The 20263-nt window shown below is 70.4% G+C and carries 20 protein-coding genes; 9 read left to right on the forward strand and 11 right to left on the reverse strand.

Translation table 11 applies throughout. The annotated features are described in order from the left end of the window. Positions 1–31: 31 nt before the first annotated feature. Positions 32–466, reverse strand: a complete 435-nt coding sequence (locus ACFXGJ_RS12655) for a hypothetical protein (RefSeq protein ID WP_378619880.1) — start codon at positions 464–466, stop codon at positions 32–34. Positions 467–551: 85 nt separating this feature from the next. On the opposite strand from ACFXGJ_RS12655, the gene ACFXGJ_RS12660 reads away from it, so the two are divergent. From ACFXGJ_RS12660 to ACFXGJ_RS12670, 3 genes are all read left to right on the forward strand, one after another. After that, on the forward strand, positions 552–1238 hold the full coding sequence (locus tag ACFXGJ_RS12660; protein ID WP_378619884.1) for a helix-turn-helix transcriptional regulator: 687 nt from the start codon (positions 552–554) through the stop codon (positions 1236–1238). Between the two features lie 10 nt (positions 1239–1248). Then, the gene (locus tag ACFXGJ_RS12665; protein ID WP_378619888.1) at positions 1249–2157 is read left to right on the forward strand and encodes a ribokinase; all 909 of its coding nucleotides are present in this window, start codon (positions 1249–1251) and stop codon (positions 2155–2157) included. A 63-nt stretch (positions 2158–2220) separates the two neighbouring features. Then, complete coding sequence (locus ACFXGJ_RS12670; protein WP_378619914.1) at positions 2221–4011, forward strand: AMP-dependent synthetase/ligase; 1791 nt, start codon at positions 2221–2223, stop codon at positions 4009–4011. 35 nt (positions 4012–4046) lie between these two features. Here ACFXGJ_RS12670 and ACFXGJ_RS12675 read toward each other — a convergent pair whose 3' ends face one another. Both ACFXGJ_RS12675 and ACFXGJ_RS12680 read right to left on the reverse strand, forming a co-directional pair. Beyond that, positions 4047–5489 (reverse strand): FAD-dependent oxidoreductase, encoded by a 1443-nt coding sequence (locus ACFXGJ_RS12675; RefSeq protein WP_378619916.1) that lies wholly within the window; start codon positions 5487–5489, stop codon positions 4047–4049. A 136-nt stretch (positions 5490–5625) separates the two neighbouring features. Then, on the reverse strand, positions 5626–6867 hold the full coding sequence (locus tag ACFXGJ_RS12680) for an amidohydrolase (protein WP_378619919.1): 1242 nt from the start codon (positions 6865–6867) through the stop codon (positions 5626–5628). Positions 6868–6932: 65 nt separating this feature from the next. On the opposite strand from ACFXGJ_RS12680, the gene ACFXGJ_RS12685 reads away from it, so the two are divergent. From ACFXGJ_RS12685 to ACFXGJ_RS12705, 5 genes are all read left to right on the forward strand, one after another. Further along, on the forward strand, positions 6933–9038 hold the full coding sequence (locus ACFXGJ_RS12685) for a DEAD/DEAH box helicase (RefSeq protein WP_378619922.1): 2106 nt from the start codon (positions 6933–6935) through the stop codon (positions 9036–9038). Positions 9039–9158: 120 nt separating this feature from the next. After that, positions 9159–9677 carry a diaminobutyrate acetyltransferase gene (ectA, locus tag ACFXGJ_RS12690; RefSeq protein WP_378619926.1) on the forward strand — a complete coding sequence of 173 codons (519 nt, stop codon included), beginning with the start codon at positions 9159–9161 and terminating at the stop codon, positions 9675–9677. 30 nt (positions 9678–9707) lie between these two features. Next, the gene (gene ectB, locus ACFXGJ_RS12695) at positions 9708–10982 is read left to right on the forward strand and encodes a diaminobutyrate--2-oxoglutarate transaminase (RefSeq protein WP_378619929.1); all 1275 of its coding nucleotides are present in this window, start codon (positions 9708–9710) and stop codon (positions 10980–10982) included. Positions 10983–10995: 13 nt separating this feature from the next. Further along, on the forward strand, positions 10996–11394 hold the full coding sequence (locus tag ACFXGJ_RS12700) for an ectoine synthase (RefSeq protein ID WP_378619931.1): 399 nt from the start codon (positions 10996–10998) through the stop codon (positions 11392–11394). 17 nt (positions 11395–11411) lie between these two features. After that, on the forward strand, positions 11412–12335 hold the full coding sequence (locus tag ACFXGJ_RS12705; RefSeq protein ID WP_378619939.1) for a D-isomer specific 2-hydroxyacid dehydrogenase family protein: 924 nt from the start codon (positions 11412–11414) through the stop codon (positions 12333–12335). Here the strand turns inward: ACFXGJ_RS12705 and ACFXGJ_RS12710 are convergent. Both ACFXGJ_RS12710 and ACFXGJ_RS12715 read right to left on the reverse strand, forming a co-directional pair. Further along, positions 12329–12514: a hypothetical protein gene (locus ACFXGJ_RS12710; protein WP_378619942.1), complete on the reverse strand. Its 186-nt coding sequence runs from the start codon at positions 12512–12514 to the stop codon at positions 12329–12331. The genes ACFXGJ_RS12705 and ACFXGJ_RS12710 overlap by 7 nt on opposite strands. Before the next feature lie 40 nt (positions 12515–12554). Continuing rightward, positions 12555–12770 carry a VOC family protein gene (locus tag ACFXGJ_RS12715; protein ID WP_378619945.1) on the reverse strand — a complete coding sequence of 72 codons (216 nt, stop codon included), beginning with the start codon at positions 12768–12770 and terminating at the stop codon, positions 12555–12557. Between the two features lie 194 nt (positions 12771–12964). Between ACFXGJ_RS12715 and ACFXGJ_RS12720 the strand changes: the two genes are divergently transcribed. Beyond that, positions 12965–13828 carry an NAD-dependent protein deacetylase gene (locus tag ACFXGJ_RS12720; protein ID WP_378619958.1) on the forward strand — a complete coding sequence of 288 codons (864 nt, stop codon included), beginning with the start codon at positions 12965–12967 and terminating at the stop codon, positions 13826–13828. Here the strand turns inward: ACFXGJ_RS12720 and ACFXGJ_RS12725 are convergent. The 6 genes from ACFXGJ_RS12725 to ACFXGJ_RS12750 form a co-directional block, all read right to left on the reverse strand. Beyond that, entirely contained in the window at positions 13801–14133 is a 333-nt protein-coding gene (locus ACFXGJ_RS12725; protein WP_378619949.1) for a hypothetical protein, read from the reverse strand. The genes ACFXGJ_RS12720 and ACFXGJ_RS12725 overlap by 28 nt on opposite strands. 62 nt (positions 14134–14195) lie before the next feature. Beyond that, positions 14196–15305 (reverse strand): glutamate 5-kinase, encoded by a 1110-nt coding sequence (proB, locus tag ACFXGJ_RS12730; RefSeq protein ID WP_378619952.1) that lies wholly within the window; start codon positions 15303–15305, stop codon positions 14196–14198. After that, on the reverse strand, positions 15302–16762 hold the full coding sequence (gene obgE / locus ACFXGJ_RS12735; protein WP_378619955.1) for a GTPase ObgE: 1461 nt from the start codon (positions 16760–16762) through the stop codon (positions 15302–15304). Before obgE ends, proB begins: the two co-directional genes overlap by 4 nt. A gap of 134 nt (positions 16763–16896) precedes the next feature. Next, the gene (gene rpmA, locus ACFXGJ_RS12740; RefSeq protein WP_378424095.1) at positions 16897–17160 is read right to left on the reverse strand and encodes a 50S ribosomal protein L27; all 264 of its coding nucleotides are present in this window, start codon (positions 17158–17160) and stop codon (positions 16897–16899) included. A 31-nt stretch (positions 17161–17191) separates the two neighbouring features. Beyond that, positions 17192–17503 carry a 50S ribosomal protein L21 gene (gene rplU, locus ACFXGJ_RS12745; protein WP_142097333.1) on the reverse strand — a complete coding sequence of 104 codons (312 nt, stop codon included), beginning with the start codon at positions 17501–17503 and terminating at the stop codon, positions 17192–17194. A 209-nt stretch (positions 17504–17712) separates the two neighbouring features. Beyond that, positions 17713–20263: Rne/Rng family ribonuclease (locus ACFXGJ_RS12750; RefSeq protein ID WP_378619956.1), on the reverse strand; the 2551-nt coding region annotated here is incomplete at its 5' end.

The raw sequence follows: 20263 nt of genomic DNA on the forward strand, positions 1-20263 counted from the left end.
CGCGCCGCGGGCAGGTCGACGGCGGGGACGCTCATCGGGCGGCCCCGTGTCCGCCGGTGTACTTGACGGCCAGTCGGCCGAGCGCGGCGGCGGCGACCAGCAAGCCGAAGTCGCGCAGCGCGACGTCGTAGTAGCCCGGCAGGGTCAAGAGGTTGACGATGATCCCGGCCAGCCAGGCCACGACCAGCCAGGCGCCGAACTTCGGTGCGATCGCCACGACGAGCCCGGCGACCACCTCGACCACCCCGACGACATACATCCCCTGCTGCGCGTTCCCGGGCAGGATGCCGTCGATCCAGGGCGCCAAGTACTGCGGCCAGTCGGTCATCACGTTCGCGAACTTGTCGAGTCCGAACAGGATCGGGGCGACGGTGAACACCGTTCGCAGTGCCAGAAATGCCTGGTAGCCGGGGTCGGCGAGGCGCGCGTGACCCGCATCTACCTGTCCTGCCGTGTCCGTTGACATGACTCCTCCTTCTAAAAGTAGCGATAACTAACTATAGAATTCCGCCGAGGATTACGTCAACGTCGATTGGTTTTACAATGGAGACATGGATCCGGCACCGCACTCGGACATCTCGGCCGTCTCCGCGCTCGACGAGCCAGCGCGCCGCAGGCTCTACGACTTCGTCCGCAGGCACCGGGACCCGGTCAGCCGCGACGACGCCGCCGAGGCCCTCGGCATGGCCCGCCAGACGGCGGCCTTCCACCTCGACAAGCTGGCCGAGGAGGGGCTGCTCGCCGTCGGGTTCGCGCGGCGCAGCGGACGCACCGGCCCCGGCGCGGGACGCCCGTCGAAGCTGTACCGGCGCTCGGACCGTGAGGTCGTGGTGCAGCTGCCCGAGCGCTCCTACGAGCTCGCCGGGCAGCTGCTCGCCCAGGCCATCGACGATTCCGAACGCACCGGCGAACCGCCCCGGGTCACGCTGGGACGGCGCGCCAGAGACCTCGGCCGGGCGGTGGGGACCGAGTCCGGTCCGGGCGACGCCGAGTTCCTCGCGACGCTCGAACGCTGCGGCTACGAGCCGTGCATCGAGGGCGCCGACATCGCCTTGGTGAACTGCCCGTTCCATTCGCTCGCCGAAGGGCACACCGAGATGATCTGCGGGATGAACCTGGAGCTGATCGACGGTCTGATCGACGGCACCGGGTCCGGGGGACGCGTCGCCCGGCTGGCCCCGGCCGACGGCTACTGCTGCGTCCGGATCGAGACCACTCCCACCCTCACGGACGGTTAACCTCGGCTCCATGCCCGCTCCCCGCGTGACCGTGCTCGGCAGCGTCAACATCGACCTCGTCGCGACCACCGCGGCGCGGCCCGCACCCGGGGAGACCGTCCTCGGGGAGAACTTCTCGACCGGGCCCGGCGGCAAGGGGTCCAACCAGGCCGTCGCGGCCGCCCGCGCCGGCGCCTCGGTGCGCTTCCTCGGCGCGGTCGGCGACGACCCCTTCGCCGCGGAACTGCGCGGGGCCCTCGCGGACGCCGGGGTGGACATCACGGGACTGCGGGAGGTCGCCGGGCCCAGCGGAGTGGCGGTGATCGTGGTGGACGGGTCCGGGGAGAACTCGATCGTCGTGGTCGGCGGGGCCAACACCACCGTCCGCGACCTCACGGATGCGGACCTGTCGGCGATCGCGGAGGCGGACGTGCTGCTCTGCCAGCTGGAACTGCCGCTCGGCCCGGTCACCGCCGCCGCCCGCCACGCCCGCTCCGCCGGCACCACCGTCTTCCTCAATCCCTCACCGGTGCAGTCACTCCCGGATGCATTGCTCGACGCGGTCGACGTGTTGATCGTGAACGAGACGGAGGCCGGTCAGCTCGGCGATGCCGTCCTCGGACGGGTGCCGCACGTGGTCACCACGCTCGGAGCGCACGGCGCGACCCTGCGCGGGCCGGACGGACGCACGCACCTCGCGACACCACCCTCGGTCGAGGTGGTGGACACGACCGGGGCAGGCGACGCGTTCGCCGGCACGCTCGCCGCGTCCTGGCCCTCGGGCGCGGCCGACGCCGTCGACCGAGCGTGCGTCGCCGGCGCTCTCGCGACCACCCGTCACGGGGCCGCCGCGGCACCGACCCGCGCGGCGGTCGACGCCGCCCTGGGACGCACCGGGCGTCCGCGCGAAGCGGCACCTCGCGGCGCCGCGCCGACGTAGCATCGCCCCCAACGCGACCGGATGCCGTGTGTGCGGTCGCACGGGCTGGACGGAGCGCGTCGAATGAACCGGACCATCGCGGGAAACACCCTCGCAGACCTTGCTTTTCGAGCCGCCGATGCCTACGGCGACCGGCCCGCGGCCCGCTTCCAGAGCGAGCCGGGCACCTGGGAGCAGATCACCTACGCCGAGCTCGCCGAGCGGGTCACCGACTTCGGTGCCGGACTGATCGACCTCGGCCTGGACGTCGGCGATCGGGTCGCCGTGCTGGGCAGCACGCGGCCGGACTGGTCGATCGCGCACCTGGCGATCGTCGCCGCCGGCGGCGTGCATGTGTCGATATACCCGACCAACTCCCCCGAGGAATGCGCCTGGGTGGTGGGCGATTCGGAGGCCCGGGCGGTGGTCTGCGAGAACGCGGAGCAGGTCGCGAAGATCGACGCCGTCCACGCGCATCTGCCGGCCCTCGAGTGGGTGATCGTTCTCGACGGCGAGGCAGGCGGCGCGGTCCCCGCCGACGAGATCCGCCGCCGGGGGCGCGAACGCGGGGCCGAGGAACTGCGCCGCCGGGCCGCTGCGGTGACTCCCGAGGATCCCTACGTGTTCATGTACACCTCCGGAACCACCGGCCCGCCGAAGGGCTGCGTCCTCTCGCACGGGAACTACCGCTCGATCATGGCGGCAAACACCGCCCTCGACGAAGCCGAGGACCGGACCTCCGACGTGGACATGGTGCTGTACCTGTTCCTGCCTCTGGCGCACGCGTTCGCGTTGCTGTTCCAACTGCTGGCCTTCGACCGCGGCGGCGTCATCGCGTACTGGGGCGGCGACACCGCACGCATCGTGCCCGAGGTGATGGCGGTCCGGCCCACCCACCTGCCGTCGGTCCCGCGTGTGTTCGAGAAGGTCTACACCCTGGCCGTCGGATCCAAGCCCGCCGAGGAACGCGAAAACATCCTCGCGGCCGCCGCGCTCGGCGTGCGGGTGCGCGACCTGATCGAGGCCGGCGAGGACGTCCCCGCGGCACTGCAGGCCGAGTTCGACGCGGCCGATGCCGCTCTGTTCCAGGGCGTGCGGGCGCTGTTCGGCGGCAACCTCGAGCTGGCGATCACCGGCGCCGCCCCCATCGCGAAGGAGATCCTCGAGTTCTTCTACGGCTGCGGCATTCCCGTGATGGAGGGCTTCGGGATGACCGAGACCTCCACCGGCGCAACGGTGAACACGCCACGCCACCACCGATTCGGGACGGTCGGCAGACCACTGCCCGGCATCGATGCCGCGACCGCCGAGGACGGTGAGCTGCTGCTGCGGGGCGGCAACATCTTCCAGGGCTACTACAAGATGACGGACGCGTCGTTCGGTGCGGTCACCGACGGCTGGCTGCACACCGGCGACCTGGCCTCGATCGACGAGGACGGCTACGTCACGATCATCGGCCGCAAGAAGGACATCATCGTCACCTCCGGAGGCAAGAACCTGACACCCGCCAACCTGGAGAACGACCTCAAGCGCTCGCCGTGGATCAGCCACGCCGTGATGCACGGCGACCGCAGGCCGTACCCCGTGGTGCTGGTGACGCTCGATCCGGAGACGGTCCTGCCGTGGGCGCAGGCGCAGGGCCTGCCCGACTCCGTCGCCGAACTGTCCCGGCATCCACGGGTTCTCGACCTCATCACGGAGGCCGTCGACGCCGCGAACGCGAAACTCGCCCCGCCCGAACAGGTGAAGAGGTTCGCCGTCGCCGAACGCGACCTGTCACAGGAGACCGGCGAGCTGACCCCGACGCTGAAGATCAAGCGGAAGGTGGTCGGCGAGAACTTCGCCGCCGAGTTCGACGCGCTCTACGACGACTGAGACCCGCCGGCCGCGCGAGTTCCCCGGCGTCGTCGTCAGCTCGCAACCCGGCTCGCGGCATGGGCACCCGACACGCGGCCGAATGCCAACGCGTCGGCGATGTGGAAGCCGCCGTCCTTGGTCCAGCTGTAGGTCGCGCTGGCCTCCCCGGCCGCGTACAGGCCCTCGATCACCTCGCCGCGCGTGTCCAGCACCCGAGAATGCCCGTCGCGCCGCGGGCCGCCGTCACTCCAACCCAGCAACGGCACCACGCGCAGCGAGTAGAACGGCCCCTCCGACACCGGCGCGAGCGTCTCCGGGTCGCGGCCGAAGTGGTCGTCCCGACCCACGTCGCAGGCGGCGTTGTAGTCGTGGACACTGCGTTCGAGGGTGTCCGGGTCGACGCCGATCGCTGCCGCCAACTCACGCAGCGTGTCCGCGCGTCGGATCTGCCCGTTGGCCACCTCGACCGAGTTGTCTGTGGACCAGACAAAGTTCTCCATCAACAGCTTCCAGCCGACTGGCAGCACAGCGCTGGTCGGGCTCAGCGGTCCCGCTGCGCGCAGCTTTTCGTCGAAGACAATGTGGAACGGGCGGAGCGGGAACAGCTCCTCGGCTCCGTTCCGCTGCACGTGTCCGTGGCGGTTGCCCTTGGTCTCGTCGGTGAATCGGCGTCCGTCCGGAGCAATGAACATGTAGTCGTGGCCGGCCCACAACGCGAGGAACAGTCCGGTCGTGTCGCCGACGTCGATGCCGGTGATCGTCATCATGTTGCCCATGTGCCACATGTCCGCGCCGACCCGCTGGGCCATCCGGTGGCCGTCACCCGTGCTGTGCGGCGAGCCCCACAACACGTACTCGTCGAGCGGGAGGTAGTCCTGGACCATCTCGGGGTTGGCGGCGAATCCACCGGTTGCCAGGACGACGCCGCCGCGCGCCCCCAGCGTGGCCTCCCCCGTCGGACCTTCGACCCGGACCCCTCGGACGGTGCCGTCGACGACAGTCAATTCCTGTGCCCTGGTCTCGAATCGGATCTCGATTCCCCGCTCGGCGAGGGCTCCGACGAGGAATTCGTAGAGGAGGAACTGACCCATCTCACCGTTGATCGTGTTCATGCCTGCGTAGCAGTCGGCGCCGTCGACCTCGGAGAACTCCGCTTCGGTGTGATAGGCGCCGGTCGGCCTGGCGGTGGCCCCGAGGTCGGCCAACCAGTCCGAGTTCTTTGCGGTCTCCGATGCCCACGTCTGCACGACGTCTTCCGCGACGGTGCGGGATCCGTTGAGCGCCCGCAGGAACACCGCCGCCCGCTCCGGGCTGCTGTTGATGAACCAGCCGCTTCCCGACACTCGAGTGTTGCCACCGGCGCATTTCGGCGGGCATTTCTCGACCACCAGGACGCTCGCCCCGCGCTCGTGCGCGCTGAGCGCGGCGGCCGCTCCGGCCGCACCGACGCCGATGACGATGACGTCGAACTCTTCGTCGAATTCACTGTGTTTCATGGAAACTCCCGGTGCAATCGCGCGAGACGAGCCCTAGTGCGCTCAACCCTGGGGCGGCCGGCCGCGGCGCACATGGGTCCTCCCATACACCGGGACAACAGGTCCGGCCCGCCCGCGGACCTCCTGACGCCGTCGGTCAGTCGAGCCACTCCACCGCAGCCGCAACGAGCGCCGCGACCCCGGTGTCCAGCGTCGGCCTGATCACCGGCGCGAACTTCGGCGAGTGGTTCGACGGCAGCGGTTGCCCGTCCACGACGTCGAATCCGCCGACGAACCAGTAGACCAGCGGGACCCCGGCTGCCTTGGCGAGATCCCCGACGTCCTCGCTGCCGGAGACGGGGCCGATCTCGAACACCTTGTCGCTGCCCAACTGCGCTCCGAGCGCGGCGAGGGTGCGGGCGGTCCCGGGTTCGTCGTTGACGGTGACCGGGAAGCTGTTCAGCTCGGTGATCTCCGGCGGCCGCGGCGCGCCGGATGCCTCGGACTCCGCGTGGACGACCCGAACGATCCCCTCCCGCAACCGATCCGCCACGTGCGGTTCGAAGGACCGGGTGTTGACCTTGAGGACCGCCTCGTCGGGGATCACGTTCTCCTTGGTCCCCGACTGGAAGGACCCGACGGTGAGCACGGCGGGCGTCGAGGGCGAGATCTCCCGCGAGACGACGGTCTGCAGTCGCATCACCGTCGCCGCACCCATCACCACCGGGTCGACGCACGCGTCCGGCATCGACCCGTGCCCGCCGCGACCGAACATCCGGATCTGCAGGCTCTGCGCCGCCGCCATCGCGGTGCCCGGGCACACGAACGCGGTGCCCGCCGGCCCCGGCATCACGTGCTGCCCGAGCACCACGTCGGGCGTCGGCACCTTGGTGAGGAGCCCGTCGTCGAGCATGCTGCGTGCGCCGTCACCGAGTTCCTCCGCCGGCTGGAACAGCGCGATCAGCGTGCCCGACCAGTGCGCCCGCCCGTCCGCGAGCAACGCCGCCGCACCCAGCAGGCAGGTCACGTGCATGTCGTGGCCGCACGCGTGCATGACGGGCACGGCCTCGCCCAGGTGCGTGGTCGCGATGACCGTCGACGCGTAGTCGAGCCCGGTGTCCTCGCGCACCGGCAGCGCGTCCATGTCGGCCCGCAGCAGCACCACCGGGCCGTCGCCGTTGCGCAGCACCCCGACGACGCCGGTGCCGCCGAGGCCCGCGGTGACCTGGAAGCCCGACGCGGTCAGGCGCTCGGTGACGATCTCGGCCGTCTCGTGTTCCTGATACGACAGTTCCGGGTGCGCGTGCAGGTACCGGTACAACTCGACGAGGTCGGCGGCCGCCGCCTCGAACCCGGAGAGGATCTCGGTCACGGCCGGGGCGGGCACTGAGGCGTCCATCACCCAGACGTACCACAGCAGACGCGGCCGAGCGCGCTGTCGGTCCCACCCGGCAGGATGGACGCATGGCGACGGACGTGAAGGACCAGGCGGGGCTGCGCGGCGAGGCCGAGGAGCTGCTCCGCGAGCTCGCCGGGCCGCAGGCCCGACTGCGGGAGGACCAGTGGACGGCCATCGAGGCGCTGGTCGTGCAGCGCAGGCGTGCACTGGTCGTCCAGCGCACCGGATGGGGTAAGTCCGCCGTCTACTTCATCTCCGCCAAGCTGCTGCGGGCCCGCGGGCACGGCCCGACCGTCATCGTCTCGCCGCTCCTCGCGCTGATGCGCAACCAGGTCGTCGCCGCCGAACGCGCAGGCGTGCGGGCGGCTACCATCAACTCCGGCAACGTCACCGAATGGGACGAGATCCACCGGCAGGTGGCCGACGGCGAGGTCGACGTCCTTCTGGTCAGCCCCGAGCGCTTGAACAATCCCGACTTCCGCGACCAGGTGCTGCCGTCACTCGCGGCGGACGCCGGGCTCGTGGTCGTCGACGAGGCGCACTGCGTCTCCGACTGGGGCCACGACTTCCGGCCCGACTACCGGCGGATTCGCACGCTCATCGGCGAACTCGGCGAGGGCATCCCGGTGCTCGCGACCACCGCGACCGCGAACGACCGGGTGGTCGCCGACGTGTCCGCGCAGCTCGGGGTGGGTGGCGGCGAGACGCTGGTACTGCGGGGCGGGCTCGAACGCGAGTCGCTGCGACTGTCGGTGGTGCGCATCGACGAGGCCACCAAGCGGGCCGCCTGGCTCGGCCAGCAGCTGAACTCGCTGCCCGGTTCCGGCATCATCTACACCCTCACGGTGTCCGCGGCCCGCGATCTCGCCGCCCTACTCTCCGACCAGGGACACCAGGTCGCGGCGTACACGGGCCAGACGGACCCGGCCGAACGCGAGTCCCTCGAGGCGGACCTCCTCGGCAACCGGGTCAAGGCCCTGGTCGCGACGTCGGCGCTCGGCATGGGCTTCGACAAGCCGGACCTCGGCTTCGTCGTGCACCTCGGCGCCCCGTCCTCCCCCATCTCCTACTACCAGCAGGTCGGGCGCGCCGGCCGCTCCACCGATCGCGCCGAGGTGGTGCTGCTGCCCGGCCACGAGGACCGGCAGATCTGGAGCTACTTCGCGTCCGTCGCGTTCCCGCGCGAGCACGTCGTGCGCCGGGTGATCGAGGTGCTGGACCCCGAACGCCCGCAGTCCACCCAGGCGCTCGAACCGCTGGTGGAGCTGAACCGGTCCCGCCTCGAGATGGTGCTCAAGGTTCTCGACGTGGACGGTGCGGTCAAGCGGGTGCGTGGGGGCTGGATCGGGACCGGGCAGCCGTGGGAGTACGACGCCCCCCGTTACGAGCGTCTCGAGCAGGCCCGACAGTCGGAGCAGCAGGCGATGGTGGACTACCAGCGGACGACCATGTGCCGCATGGAGTTCCTGCGCCGCCAGCTCGACGACCCGGGACTGTCCGATGCGCCGCAGCCGTGCGGTCGGTGCGACAACTGCACCGGCGAGGCGCTCAGCGGCGAGGTCGACGCCGACGCCGTTGCCCAGGCCCGGGCGCGGCTCGACCGGCCGGGGGTCGACCTGGCGCCGCGCAAGCAGTGGCCCACCGGCCTGGCGAAGCTCGGCACCGCGCTGTCCGGGAAGATCACCGACGGGCCCGAGCCCGGCCGCGTCCTCGGCCGGCTGTCGGATCTGGGATGGGGTCAGCGCCTGCGGGCGCTGTTCGACGCCCCGGACGCGCCCGCACCGGACGCGGTGGTCGACGCCTGCGTGTCGGTGCTTGCCGCCTGGGACTGGGACCGCAGGCCCGTCGCGGTGATGTCGCTCGAGTCGGCGTCGCGCCCGCAGTTGGTGGCCTCGCTGCGGCAGCGCCTGGCCCAGGTGGGGCGACTGACCGACCTGGGAACACTGGCAAGCACTCCCGGGCATCCGCCGGTCTCGGCGGCGAACTCCGCCTATCGGGTGGCCGGGCTGGTCGACGCCTGGACGGCCCCGGACCTGAGCGCGGTCGAGGGCCCGATTCTGCTGCTCGACGACCTCGCCGACACCGGCTGGACGCTGACGATGGCGGCCCGCGAACTGCGCGCCGCCGGCGCCGGCGCGGTCCTGCCGTTTGCCCTGGCAAGCGTCAATTGAGCACGTCCGTGTGAGCAGGATCACATAGCAGCGCTAACCAGTGCGGGAGCATGGTTCTTCCGCACCGGTCGATGGAGGTGGCTGAAATCCGTTGCCTCCATTGATACGTTCGAAATCTCTATGACGCCTGTTACAAACAGCACGACCCCGAACTCCGGACCCGCCGCGGTCACGTTCAGAGCACCGACAGTGAACGACGCCCCGAGGCTCTGGCAGATCGCCCGCGACTCCCGCGTGCTCGACCTGAACTCGAGTTACTCCTACCTGTTGTGGTGCAGAGACTTTCGCGACAGCTCGGTCGTCGCAGCACACGGTGACAACATCGGCGGCTTCGTCACCGGATTCGTCCGTCCACAGGATCCGCGCACGGTCTTCGTGTGGCAGGTCGCCGTGGACGAGAACCTGCGCGGACACGGAATCGCCGCGTCCATGCTGAACCACCTTCTCGATCACCTTGCCCACCAGGGCGTTACCCGCCTCGAAACGACGATCAGCCCGGGCAACACCGCCTCGCAGGCCCTGTTCACCTCGCTGGCCCGCACCCGCTACACCTCGATCGCACGTCAACGACTGTTCGACCCGAGCCATTTCCCCGATCAGCACGAATCGGAAGAGCTCTACACCATCGGCGATCACTGAAGCCGACAGACCCTCAGCCCAAGGAGAGCCATGACAGCCACTCCCCACAGCACCACCGACAACAGCGTGTTCACCAGCCTCGAGTCCGAGGTCCGCAGCTACAGCCGCGCCTGGCCCACCGTCTTCAGCTCCGCGTCCGGATCCTGGCTGCGCGCCGAGGACGGCACCGAGTACCTCGACTTCTTCGCCGGCGCAGGCGCACTGAACTACGGCCACAACAACCCGGTCCTCAAGTCCGCACTGCTCGACTACGTCGCGTCGGACGGCATCACGCACGGCCTTGACATGTCCACGGTCGCCAAACGTGAATTCCTGCACAGCTTTCGGCGCAACGTCCTCGAACCGCGGGGCCTGGACTACAAGGTGCAGTTTCCCGGCCCGACCGGGACCAACGCCGTCGAGGCCGCACTGAAGCTGGCCCGCAAGGTGACCGGCCGCGAGTCGATCATCAACTTCACCAATGCATTTCACGGCATGACCCTGGGCGCGCTCTCGGTCACCGGCAATTCGATGAAACGCGCCGGCGCGGGAGTCCCGCTGGTGCACGCCACCCCGATGCCGTTCGACAACTACTTCGACGGTGCCACCGAGGACTTTCACTGGTTCGAACGGGTTCTCGACGATTCGGGCAGTGGACTCAACCGCCCGGCCGCCGTCATCGTGGAGACCGTGCAGGGCGAGGGCGGGGTCAACGTCGCCCGCCCCGAGTGGCTGCGCGGGCTCGCCGCCCTCTGCGCGGACCGCGGGATCCTGCTGATCGTCGACGACGTGCAGATGGGGTGCGGTCGCACCGGCCCGTTCTTCTCCTTCGAGGTCGCGGGCATCACCCCGGACATCGTGACGCTCTCGAAGTCCATCGGCGGCTACGGCCTGCCGTTGGCGCTGACCCTGTTCAAGCCGGAACTCGACGTGTGGTCCCCCGGCGAGCACAACGGCACCTTCCGCGGCAACAACCCGGCATTCGTCACCGCGACCGCCGCGCTCGACCACTACTGGTCCGACGATGCCCTGCAGCGCTCCACGATCGCCAAGGGCCAACGGATCCACCAGATCTTCGCGAACCTGTCGGACCAGTTCGACGGCGTCAGCACCAGAGGTCGCGGCATGGTCCAGGGGCTGGTGTTCGACGACCCGGGCAAGGCCGTCAAGGTCTGCGGACTCGCGTTCGACGAGGGCCTGCTCGCGGAGACGTCCGGCCCCTCCGACGAGGTGGTCAAACTGCTTCCGCCCCTGACCGTCACCGACGAGGAACTCGACCACGGACTGAGCATCCTGGCCGAGGCGACCGCCAAGATCTGCGCCTGAGAAGGAGACTCCCATGATCGTACGGACCACCGACGAGATCACCGGCACCGACCGCGACGTGGTCGGCGAGGACGGCAACTGGCGCAGCAAGCGCATCGTCCTCGGCGGCGACGGCGTCGGATTCTCCTTCCACGAGACCACGATTCGCGCGGGCTCGGTCAACGAGTTCCACTACGCCCACCACGTCGAGGCCGTCTGGCTGATCGAGGGCGACGGCATCCTCACCGACCTCGACAACGGCGAGGTGCACCAGCTCCGGCCGGGCACCATGTACCTGCTCGACGGCCACGAGCGACACCGGGTTGAGCCGGTCACGCAGATGCGCATGCTGTGCGTCTTCAACCCCCCGGTGACCGGTCGCGAGGTGCACGACGAGAATGGCGTCTACCCGCTGATCGAGTCGCCCGTCTGACCACGAGGAGTACGCCCATGTCGCCGGTGCCCGTCGCCCTCGGACCGCACGCCGACCCGCTGCTCGTGGACGCGATCACCCGCGGCGGCGGCACATGGGCGCCGATGGTCGACGCCAGCGCGCTGGTGTGGGACGGCGGCCCGGACCGCTTCCCCGACGATCTGCCGGCGGGCGTCCGCTGGGTGCAGCTGTACTCGGCGGGGGTCGAGGAGTGGTTCGCGGCCGGGATCATCCAGCGGCATCCGGACCTGGTGTGGACCTCGGCGGCCGGGGCGTTCGCCGCAACCGTCGCCGAGCACGCCTTCGCGCTGCTGCTCGCCGGGGTCCGGGCACTGCCCGAACACCTGGCCGCCACCACCTGGCGTCAGCAGGAGTTCTTCGGCAAGGTCGGGACGCTGCGTGGGGCCCGCGTCGCCGTCGTCGGCGCGGGCGGCATCGGGCGGGCCCTGATCCCTATGCTCACCTCGGTCGGCGCGACGGTGGTCGCGGTGAACCGGTCGGGCCGCGCGGTACCGGGCGCGGCCACGACGCTGCCGGCCGACCGCCTCGACGAGTTGTGGGACGGCGTCGACCACGTGGTGGTCGCGGCCCCCGCCACCAGCGCCACCCGGCACCTGGTCGGCGCGCCGCAGCTGGCCCGGCTGGGCCCGCGGTCCTGGGTGATCAACGTCGCCCGCGGCTCCCTCGTGGACACCGATGCCCTGGTGGATGCATTGCGCGAGAACAGGATCGGCGGCGCCGGGCTGGATGTCACCGATCCCGAGCCGCTGCCCGACGGCCACCCGCTGTGGACGTTGCCGAACGCGATCGTCACACCGCACGACTCGAACCCGCCTGGCGTCCGCCCGCCCGCCTTCGCCGACCACGTCACGGCGAACGTGCGCCGCTACGTGGCCGGCCAGGAACTGCTGGCCCGGATCGATCCGGTCGCGGGCTACTGACCCGGCGCCGACTCGCCTGACGCGTCCTGCGCGGTGGCGGCGGGCTTCGCCGGCGACACCCGAATCACGCCCGCGTCCAGATCGAGTTCGACGCGCGGTTGATACGTCTGCCCGCCGCCGTCCTGGCTCTCGTCGTTCTCCAGCTTCTTCCCCGGGAACATCTCACCGATAACACCCATGCGTCGACCGTACTCGCGGCGCGTCGGGTCCGCCCGGCCCTCAGGCTCCGCTCCCCGCCGGATAGAACAGCTCCCTGGCCCGGCGCGCCACCTCCTCCGACGGCACGTCCTCGACCTTGGTGCACACCGCCCAGCGGTGCCCGAACGGATCGAGAAGCACCCCGTGCCGATCACCCGAGAAGGTGTCCTCCACCGGCCGCACCAGGGTGGCACCCTCCCGCACCGCACGATCCACGAACGCGTCGGCGTCCTCCACGTACACCCACCAGCGAGCCGTGCACCCAGCCCGGCTCGGGCGCCTCGAGGCCGTCGAGGGCCGCGCGTCCGTCTTCGACAGCGAGGAACGGCGTGAGGGTCCGGTATCCGGCGGGGATTGGATCAACTGTTGTCATGGCGTTCGGACTCCTCCGATGCGCAGGCCCGGTCTTGAAGATTTCCGCCAGGGCTAGCCTGGAGTGCGTGAGCGCACCGACGATCCCAGCCACCGGCGACCGGCTGGCCGACCTGGTGCGCGGCCGCCGGCTGGTGGCGCTGACCGGGGCCGGGATGTCCACCGATTCCGGCATCCCCGACTACCGCGGCCCGGACTCGCCGCCCCGTACCCCGATGACCTTCCAGCAGTTCATGGGGGACGCGGCGTTCCGTCGGCACTACTGGGCCCGCAACCACCTGGGCTGGCGCTTCATGGACGCCACCGTGCCCAACGCGGGACACCGCGCTCTCGCGGACCTCGAACGGTCGGGCCGGGTCACCGGCGTGCTCACCCAGAACGTCGACCTGCTGCACACCAAGGCCGGCAGCCGCGCGGTGATCGACCTGCACGGCAGCTACGCGCAGGTCCGGTGCATGGCATGCGAGCACCGCATCTCGCGCTACTCCCTGGCCGATCGCCTCACCGAGGCCAATCCCGGCTTCGCCGAGTCCGTCTCCGCCGCAACGGGAGTCGAGATCGCTCCCGATGCCGACGCGGTGATCGAGGAGACCGCCCACTTCCGCGTCGTCGACTGCGAGCGCTGCGGCGGCATCCTCAAACCCGACATCGTGTACTTCGGCGAGAGCGTCCCCAAGCCGCGGGTCGAGGCCGCCTACGCGATGGTCGACCGGTGCGATCTGGTGCTGGTGCTCGGTTCCTCGCTGACGGTGATGTCGGGGCTACGCTTCGTCCGCCACGCCGCCAAGCGCGGCACCCCGGTGGCCATCGTCAACCGAGGCCCGACCAGGGGCGACGAGTTCGCTGCACTCAAGCTGGAGGCCGGCTGCTCGGAGGTCCTGACCGCCCTCGCCGATCAGAAGGCCTCGGGGTTCCAGACGTAGATCTTGTTCGTCAGCGGCCCCAGCCACGGGGTGTCCAGCCAATGCTTGTTCCCCCACGGGTCGACCTGGTACCCGCCGGTCATCCCATGCCACGACGTGCAGTACACCTCGCTCGCACCGAAGGGGCTGAGCACGATCTTGTCGCTGCTGCCGTCACGGATCCAGGCCTGCGGATCCCACGGTGCCCGGAACGACTCGCACCGCGAGTACTCCCCGGGACCGCCCTCCGCTGCCGCCGTCGGCGCGAGCACCGTCCCCAACCCGATCGCGACGATTCCCGCGGCCGCCACCATCAAACCCCTCATGCGATCAGCCTCCCCCATCGAAGTACCGGACAGTCTGTTTGTCCGTTTCGAGGGGGCACTCCTTACAGCGGGACCAGGTCGTCCGCGTGCACAACCGGCCGCTGCAGCTCGGACGGCAGCTCCATCGTCGACCGGCCGAGCATCTCGTCGAGCTCGGCGGCGTCGAAGGCCACCACGCCACGGGCGACCGGCGAACCGTCGGGTCCGGCGAGCGACACCACGTCGCCCCCGTAGAACCGGCCGGTCACCGCGGTGATCCCGGCGGGCAGCAGCGACCGGCGCCGGTCCACGACCGCCCGCACCGCACCCGCGTCGAGCTGCAGCACGCCCTGGGTGTCGGCGGCGTGGCGCACCCAGAACTTGCGGGCGGACAGCCGCGACGGACGAGCCGCGAATGCCGTGCCGACCCCGGCCCCGGACAGCGCCTCGGCCGCCTCGGACGCAGCCGCGAGCAGCACCGGCACACCGGAATCCGCCGCGAGGCGGGCCGCCGAGAGCTTCGAGGCCATGCCGCCGGTACCGAGCGCTCCCCCGGACCCCGCGACCACACCGTCGAGATCCTCCGGACTGGTCACCTCGGGAATCAGGGTCGCACCGCCCTTGCGGGGGTCACCGTCGTAGAGCCCGTCGACATCGGAGAGCAGCACGAGCGCGTCGGCGCTGACCAGGTGCGCGACCATCGCCGCCAGCCGGTCGTTGTCGCCGAACCGCAACTCCGCGGTGGCGACGGTGTCGTTCTCGTTGACGATCGCGACCGCGTGCAGGGCGCGCAACCGGTCCAGGGTGCGCTGCGCGTTGCGGTACTGCGTGCGCCTGGCGATGTCGTCGGCGGTGAGCAGCACCTGCCCGACTGTGCGGCCGTACCGCTCGAACGAGGTGCCCCAGGCGTGCGCCAGCGCCAACTGTCCGACACTGGCCGCCGCCTGTTTCGTCGCCAGATCCCGTGGACGCTTCGACAGCCCGAGCGGGGCGATACCGGCCCCCACCGCACCGGAGGACACGACCACGACGTCCGAGCCGGCCCGCATCCGCGACTCGATCGCGTCCGCGAGAGCGTCGAGTTTGCCTCGGTCCAAACCGGATTCGAGGCTGGTCAGCGCCGAGGAGCCGATCTTCACCACGACACTGCGTGCGGTCGCGATCTGGGCGCGGGTACCCGAGACCGCCGTCACTGGTCTTCGGGATCCAGGCCCTCGAGCCCGCGCCGGATCCGGTGCGCGTGCTTGCGCTCGGCAGCGCCGATGCGATCGACTTGGTCGAGTCGCGGGTCCGTGCCGCGGCCCGTCCGTGTCAGGTCGATACCTGCCGGGGTCTGCGGCTCCCATTCGAAGCTCACGTTTCCGATGGTCACCGAGCAGCCGGGCTCCGCGCCCTGCTTGACCAGCGCGTCCTCCACACCGAGTCGCGCGAGCCGGTCCGCGAGGTAGCCGACCGCCTCGTCGTTGTCGAACGCGGTCTGCCGGATCCACCGCTCGGGCCGGGTTCCGCGGACGATGAAGCCGCCGGGGGTCTCGGGGTCTGCGATGACGCTGAACCCGGTCTCGTCCACCGCGACCGGCCGGATGACCTGACGTTTGGGCGCGGCCTTCGGGTGCGCGAGGCGGTACTCCTCGACCATCTTCGCCAGCGCAAAGGTCAACGGCCGCAGGCCTTCCCGGCTAACCGCCGAGATGGTGAAGACGGGCCAGCCGCGCGCCTCGAACTCGGGCGTGACCATTTCCGCGAGCTCCGCCGCCTCGGGAACGTCGGCCTTGTTCAGGATGACGATCCGGGGCCGGTCGGCGAGATCGCCCAGGCTGGCGTCACCGGACAGCGCCGGCTTGTACGCGGCGAGTTCGGCCTCGAGCGCGTCGACGTCCGAAATCGGGTCACGGCCCGGCTCGAGGGTCGCGCAGTCGACGACGTGCGCGAGCACGGCGGTGCGTTCGATGTGCCGCAGGAAGTCCAGCCCGAGACCGCGACCCTCGCTGGCGCCGGGGATCAGGCCGGGCACGTCGGCGACGGTGAAGGTGGTGTCGCCGCTGGACACCACGCCCAGGTTCGGCACCAGCGTGGTGAACGGATAGTCCGCGATCTTCGGCTTCGCGGCGGACAGCACCGAGACCAGCGAGGACTTGCCCGCGGACGGGAAGCCGACGAGGCCGACGTCGGCGACCGACTTGAGTTCGAGCACGAGGTCGCGCTCGACGCCCTCCTCGCCGAGCAGGGCGAAACCGGGAGCCTTGCGTGCCTTCGAGGACAGCGCCGCGTTGCCGAGGCCGCCGCGACCACCGGGGGCGGCGTCGAAGCGGGTGCCCGCACCGATGAGGTCCGCGAGGATGTTGCCGTCCGAGTCGAGCACCACGGTGCCGTCCGGGACCCGGAGGATCAGGTCCTCGCCGTTCGCGCCCTCGCGGTTGCTGCCGGCGCCCTGCCTGCCGTTGCTGGCCTTGGCGTGCGGGTGGAAGTGGAAGTCCAGCAGGGTGTGCACGTTCTCGTCGACGACGAGCACCACGTCACCGCCACGACCGCCGTTGCCGCCGTCCGGCCCGCCGAGTGGCTTGAACTTCTCGCGGTGGACGGAGGCGCAGCCATTGCCGCCATTTCCGGCGCTGACGTGCAGCACCACGCGGTCAATGAATCGGGACATGACTGCCGGATCCCTTCCTCTGGGTGAAAACGAAATAGGGGCGAGCGGGGTCTTCGAGACCCTCGCCCGCCCCTATTGGGAGCTTCGAACTGTCAACGGTCACCGAATCGGCGACACGATCGACCGGAGCAGAATCAGGCCTGCGCCGCGGCCGGAACGATGTTGACGGTCTTGCGTCCACGCTTGGTACCGAACTCCACCGCACCGGCGGCGAGCGCGAACAGCGTGTCGTCGCCGCCACGTCCGACGTTCACGCCGGGGTGGAAGTGGGTTCCGCGCTGACGCACCAGGATCTCACCGGCGCTGACGGACTGGCCGCCGAAGCGCTTCACGCCGAGGCGCTGTGCGTTCGAATCGCGACCGTTACGGGAGCTGGATGCACCCTTCTTATGTGCCATGTCGAACCCTCCTGGGAACTAAAAGCTCTAGTTACTTGATACCGGTGACCTTGAGCACCGTCAGCTTCTGACGGTGACCCTGGCGCTTGTGGTAGCCGGTCTTGTTCTTGAACTTGTGGATGCGGATCTTCGGGCCCTTGGTGTGCTCGACGACCTCGCCGGTGACCGTGATCTTGGCCAGCTTGTCGGCGTCGGTGGTGAGCTCGGATCCGTCGACGACGAGGACCGGGGCCAGCGAGACTGCAGTGCCGGGCTCACCCTCGATCTTCTCGACCTTGACGAGGTCACCAACAGCGACCTTGTACTGCTTTCCGCCGGTCTTGACGATCGCGTACGTTGCCATCGGAGGGCTACCCCTTATTTCTTCGAACGTGCTCGCGCAGCAGTAGCCGCACGACTGGTCTGGTGTACTTGCTTTCTCAGGCGTGCCCGCCGCCGCCCTCGCGGGCGCGGCAGAGCGGTATCGCCGAGTAGCGACCGGTCAAGATTACGGGATGGCGGCGGGCAGGGTCAAACCGGTCCCGCCACACTCCCGCTCCCGACCGGCCACGGTCAGGCGTCGACGTCCGCGGGCGGTCCCGCAGGCCGGGCCGCGGCCCGGCGACGGGGCCGTCGCTTCGGCGCGGCCGGCTCCCCGTCCGCGACGACCACCGGCTGCGCCGGGGCCTCCGGTGCGGGGATCGTCACCGCCGCGACCGGAGCCGGGGGTTCCGGTGCGGCCTCCGGTTCGGGCTCCGCCGGGATGACGACCACGGTGCCGGTGTCCTCGGTCTCGACCGGGGCCGCCGCCGCGCGCGACGACCGCCGCGAACGACGCCGCCCCTTTGCCGGGGCCTCGGGCTCGACCACAGGCTCGGCCTCGACCACGGCCTCGGTAACAGCCGCGGGCTCAGCCTCGACGACGGCCTCGCCCGAGGGCTCGACCACCACGGGCTCGACCACCGTCGGCTCCTCCGCGCTCACGGCCTCGCCCGCGTGCTCCTCGTCGTGATGGTGGGCCGCCATGGCGAGCGCGACCGGGTGAGCGCGCTTGACGGTCGCGTCCACGTCCGAGGCCGCGGGCTGATCGCTCTTGGCCGGCTGCTGCTCGTTTCCGGCCGACGACTTGTCGCGACCGCGCTTCTTGCGCCCGCCGCCGGACTCGCCCCTGCCGGACCGCGACGCGCCGTCGTCGCCGCCGGAGCGCACCTCGACCGGGTCCGCGTGCACGATGATGCCTCGACCGTGGCAGTGCTCGCAGGTCGTGGAGAATGCCTCGACCAGCCCGGTGCCCAGCTTCTTGCGGGTCATCTGGACCAGGCCGAGCGAGGTGACCTCGGAGACCTGGTGACGGGTCCGGTCACGCCCGAGCGACTCGGTGAGCCTGCGCAGCACGAGGTCGCGGTTCGACTCGAGCACCATGTCGATGAAGTCGACGACGATCATGCCGCCGATGTCGCGCAGCCGCATCTGGCGCACGATCTCCTCGGCCGCCTCCAGGTTGTTCCTGGTGACGGTCTCCTCGAGGTTGCCGCCCGCACCGGTGAACTTGCCGGTGTTGACGTCGACCACGGTCATCGCCTCGGTGCGGTCGATCACCAGGGTGCCGCCGGAGGGCAGCCACACCTTGCGGTCGAGCGCCTTCGCGAGCTGCTCGTCGATGCGCTTGGCCTCGAACACGTCCGGGCCGCCGTTGCCGTCGTACTTCTCCACCCGGGGCAGCAGGTCGGGGGCAACGGTCTTGATGTAGTTCTCCACCGTCGACCAGGACTTCTCGCCCTCGATGACGATCTTGGCGAAGTCCTCGTTGAACAGGTCGCGGACGACCTTCACCAGCAGGTCGGGCTCCTCGTACAGGGCCTTCGGGTTGCCCGACTTGCCCTTGTCCGCGGCGGCGGCCTGCTCCTCGATGTCCGACCACTGCGTCTGCAGACGCTTCACGTCGCGAGCCAGTTCTTCCTCGCTCACGCCTTCGGACGCGGTGCGGATGATCACGCCCGCCTCCGGGGGCACGATCTCGCGCAGGATCTCCTTGAGCCGCTTGCGCTCGGTGTCCGGCAGCTTGCGGCTGATGCCGGTGGAGCTGCCGCCCGGCACGTACACCAGGAACCGTCCGGCCAGGGAGATCTGCGTGGTCAGGCGGGCACCCTTGTGCCCGACCGGGTCCTTGCTGACCTGGACCAGCACCTGATCGCCCGGCTTGAGTGCCTGCTCGATCTTGCGGCTGTTGCCGCCGAGGCCCGCGGCCTCCCAGTTGACCTCGCCGGCGTACAGCACGCCGTTGCGGCCCCGGCCGATGTCGATGAACGCAGCCTCCATGGAGGGCAGCACGTTCTGCACCCGGCCGAGGTAGACGTTGCCGACCATCGACGCCGAGGCGGAACTGGTCACGAAGTGCTCGACCAGGACGCCGTCCTCGAGCACCGCGACCTGGGTCAGCCCCTCGGGGTGGGTACCGCCGGTCTTCTCCCGCACGACCATGACGCGATCGACCGCCTCGCGGCGGGCCAGGAACTCCGACTCGGTGAGGATCGGCGGACGCCGGCGACCGGCGTCGCGGCCGTCGCGCCTGCGCTGACGCTTGGCCTCGAGTCGGGTGGACCCGGAAATCCCCTGGACCTCGTCCTTGACTCGGGCCTTGGTGCGCGGCTCGCGCTCGTGCACGACGGTGGTGACGCCGTCATCCTCGGCACCGCCCTCGGCCCCTTCGCCACTGCCCTTGCGGCGGCGACGGCGACGACGGCGACGGCTCGCGCCGTCACCCGCGCCCTCTTCGCCTTCGCCCTCGGCGGACTCGCCCTCGGCGGTCTCGGCCTCGGCCTCCGCCGGCTCGGCGGCCTCCGAGGTCGCGGACTCCTCCGCGGCACGGTCCTTCTTGTCCTCGGACTCGGCAGCCTCTTCCGGCTCCTCGCCGTGCTCGCCCTCACCGGCCTGCTCGCCGCGGCCACGACCACGGCCCCGGCGGCCACGACGCCTACGGCGCCCCTGGCCCTCGCCCTCCTCCTCGGATTCGGCGTGCGGCTGCTCTTCGACGGCTGCGGTTTCTGCGGTCTCCTCGGCGACCTCGGCGCGGACCGGCGCGGCCGGTTCGCCGACGCTGACCTCGATGGGAGCGGCCTCGTCC

The sequence above is a fragment of the Rhodococcus sp. NPDC059234 genome, assembly GCF_042754225.1.
In the GTDB taxonomy this organism is placed as follows: Bacteria; Actinomycetota; Actinomycetes; order Mycobacteriales; family Mycobacteriaceae; genus Rhodococcus_G.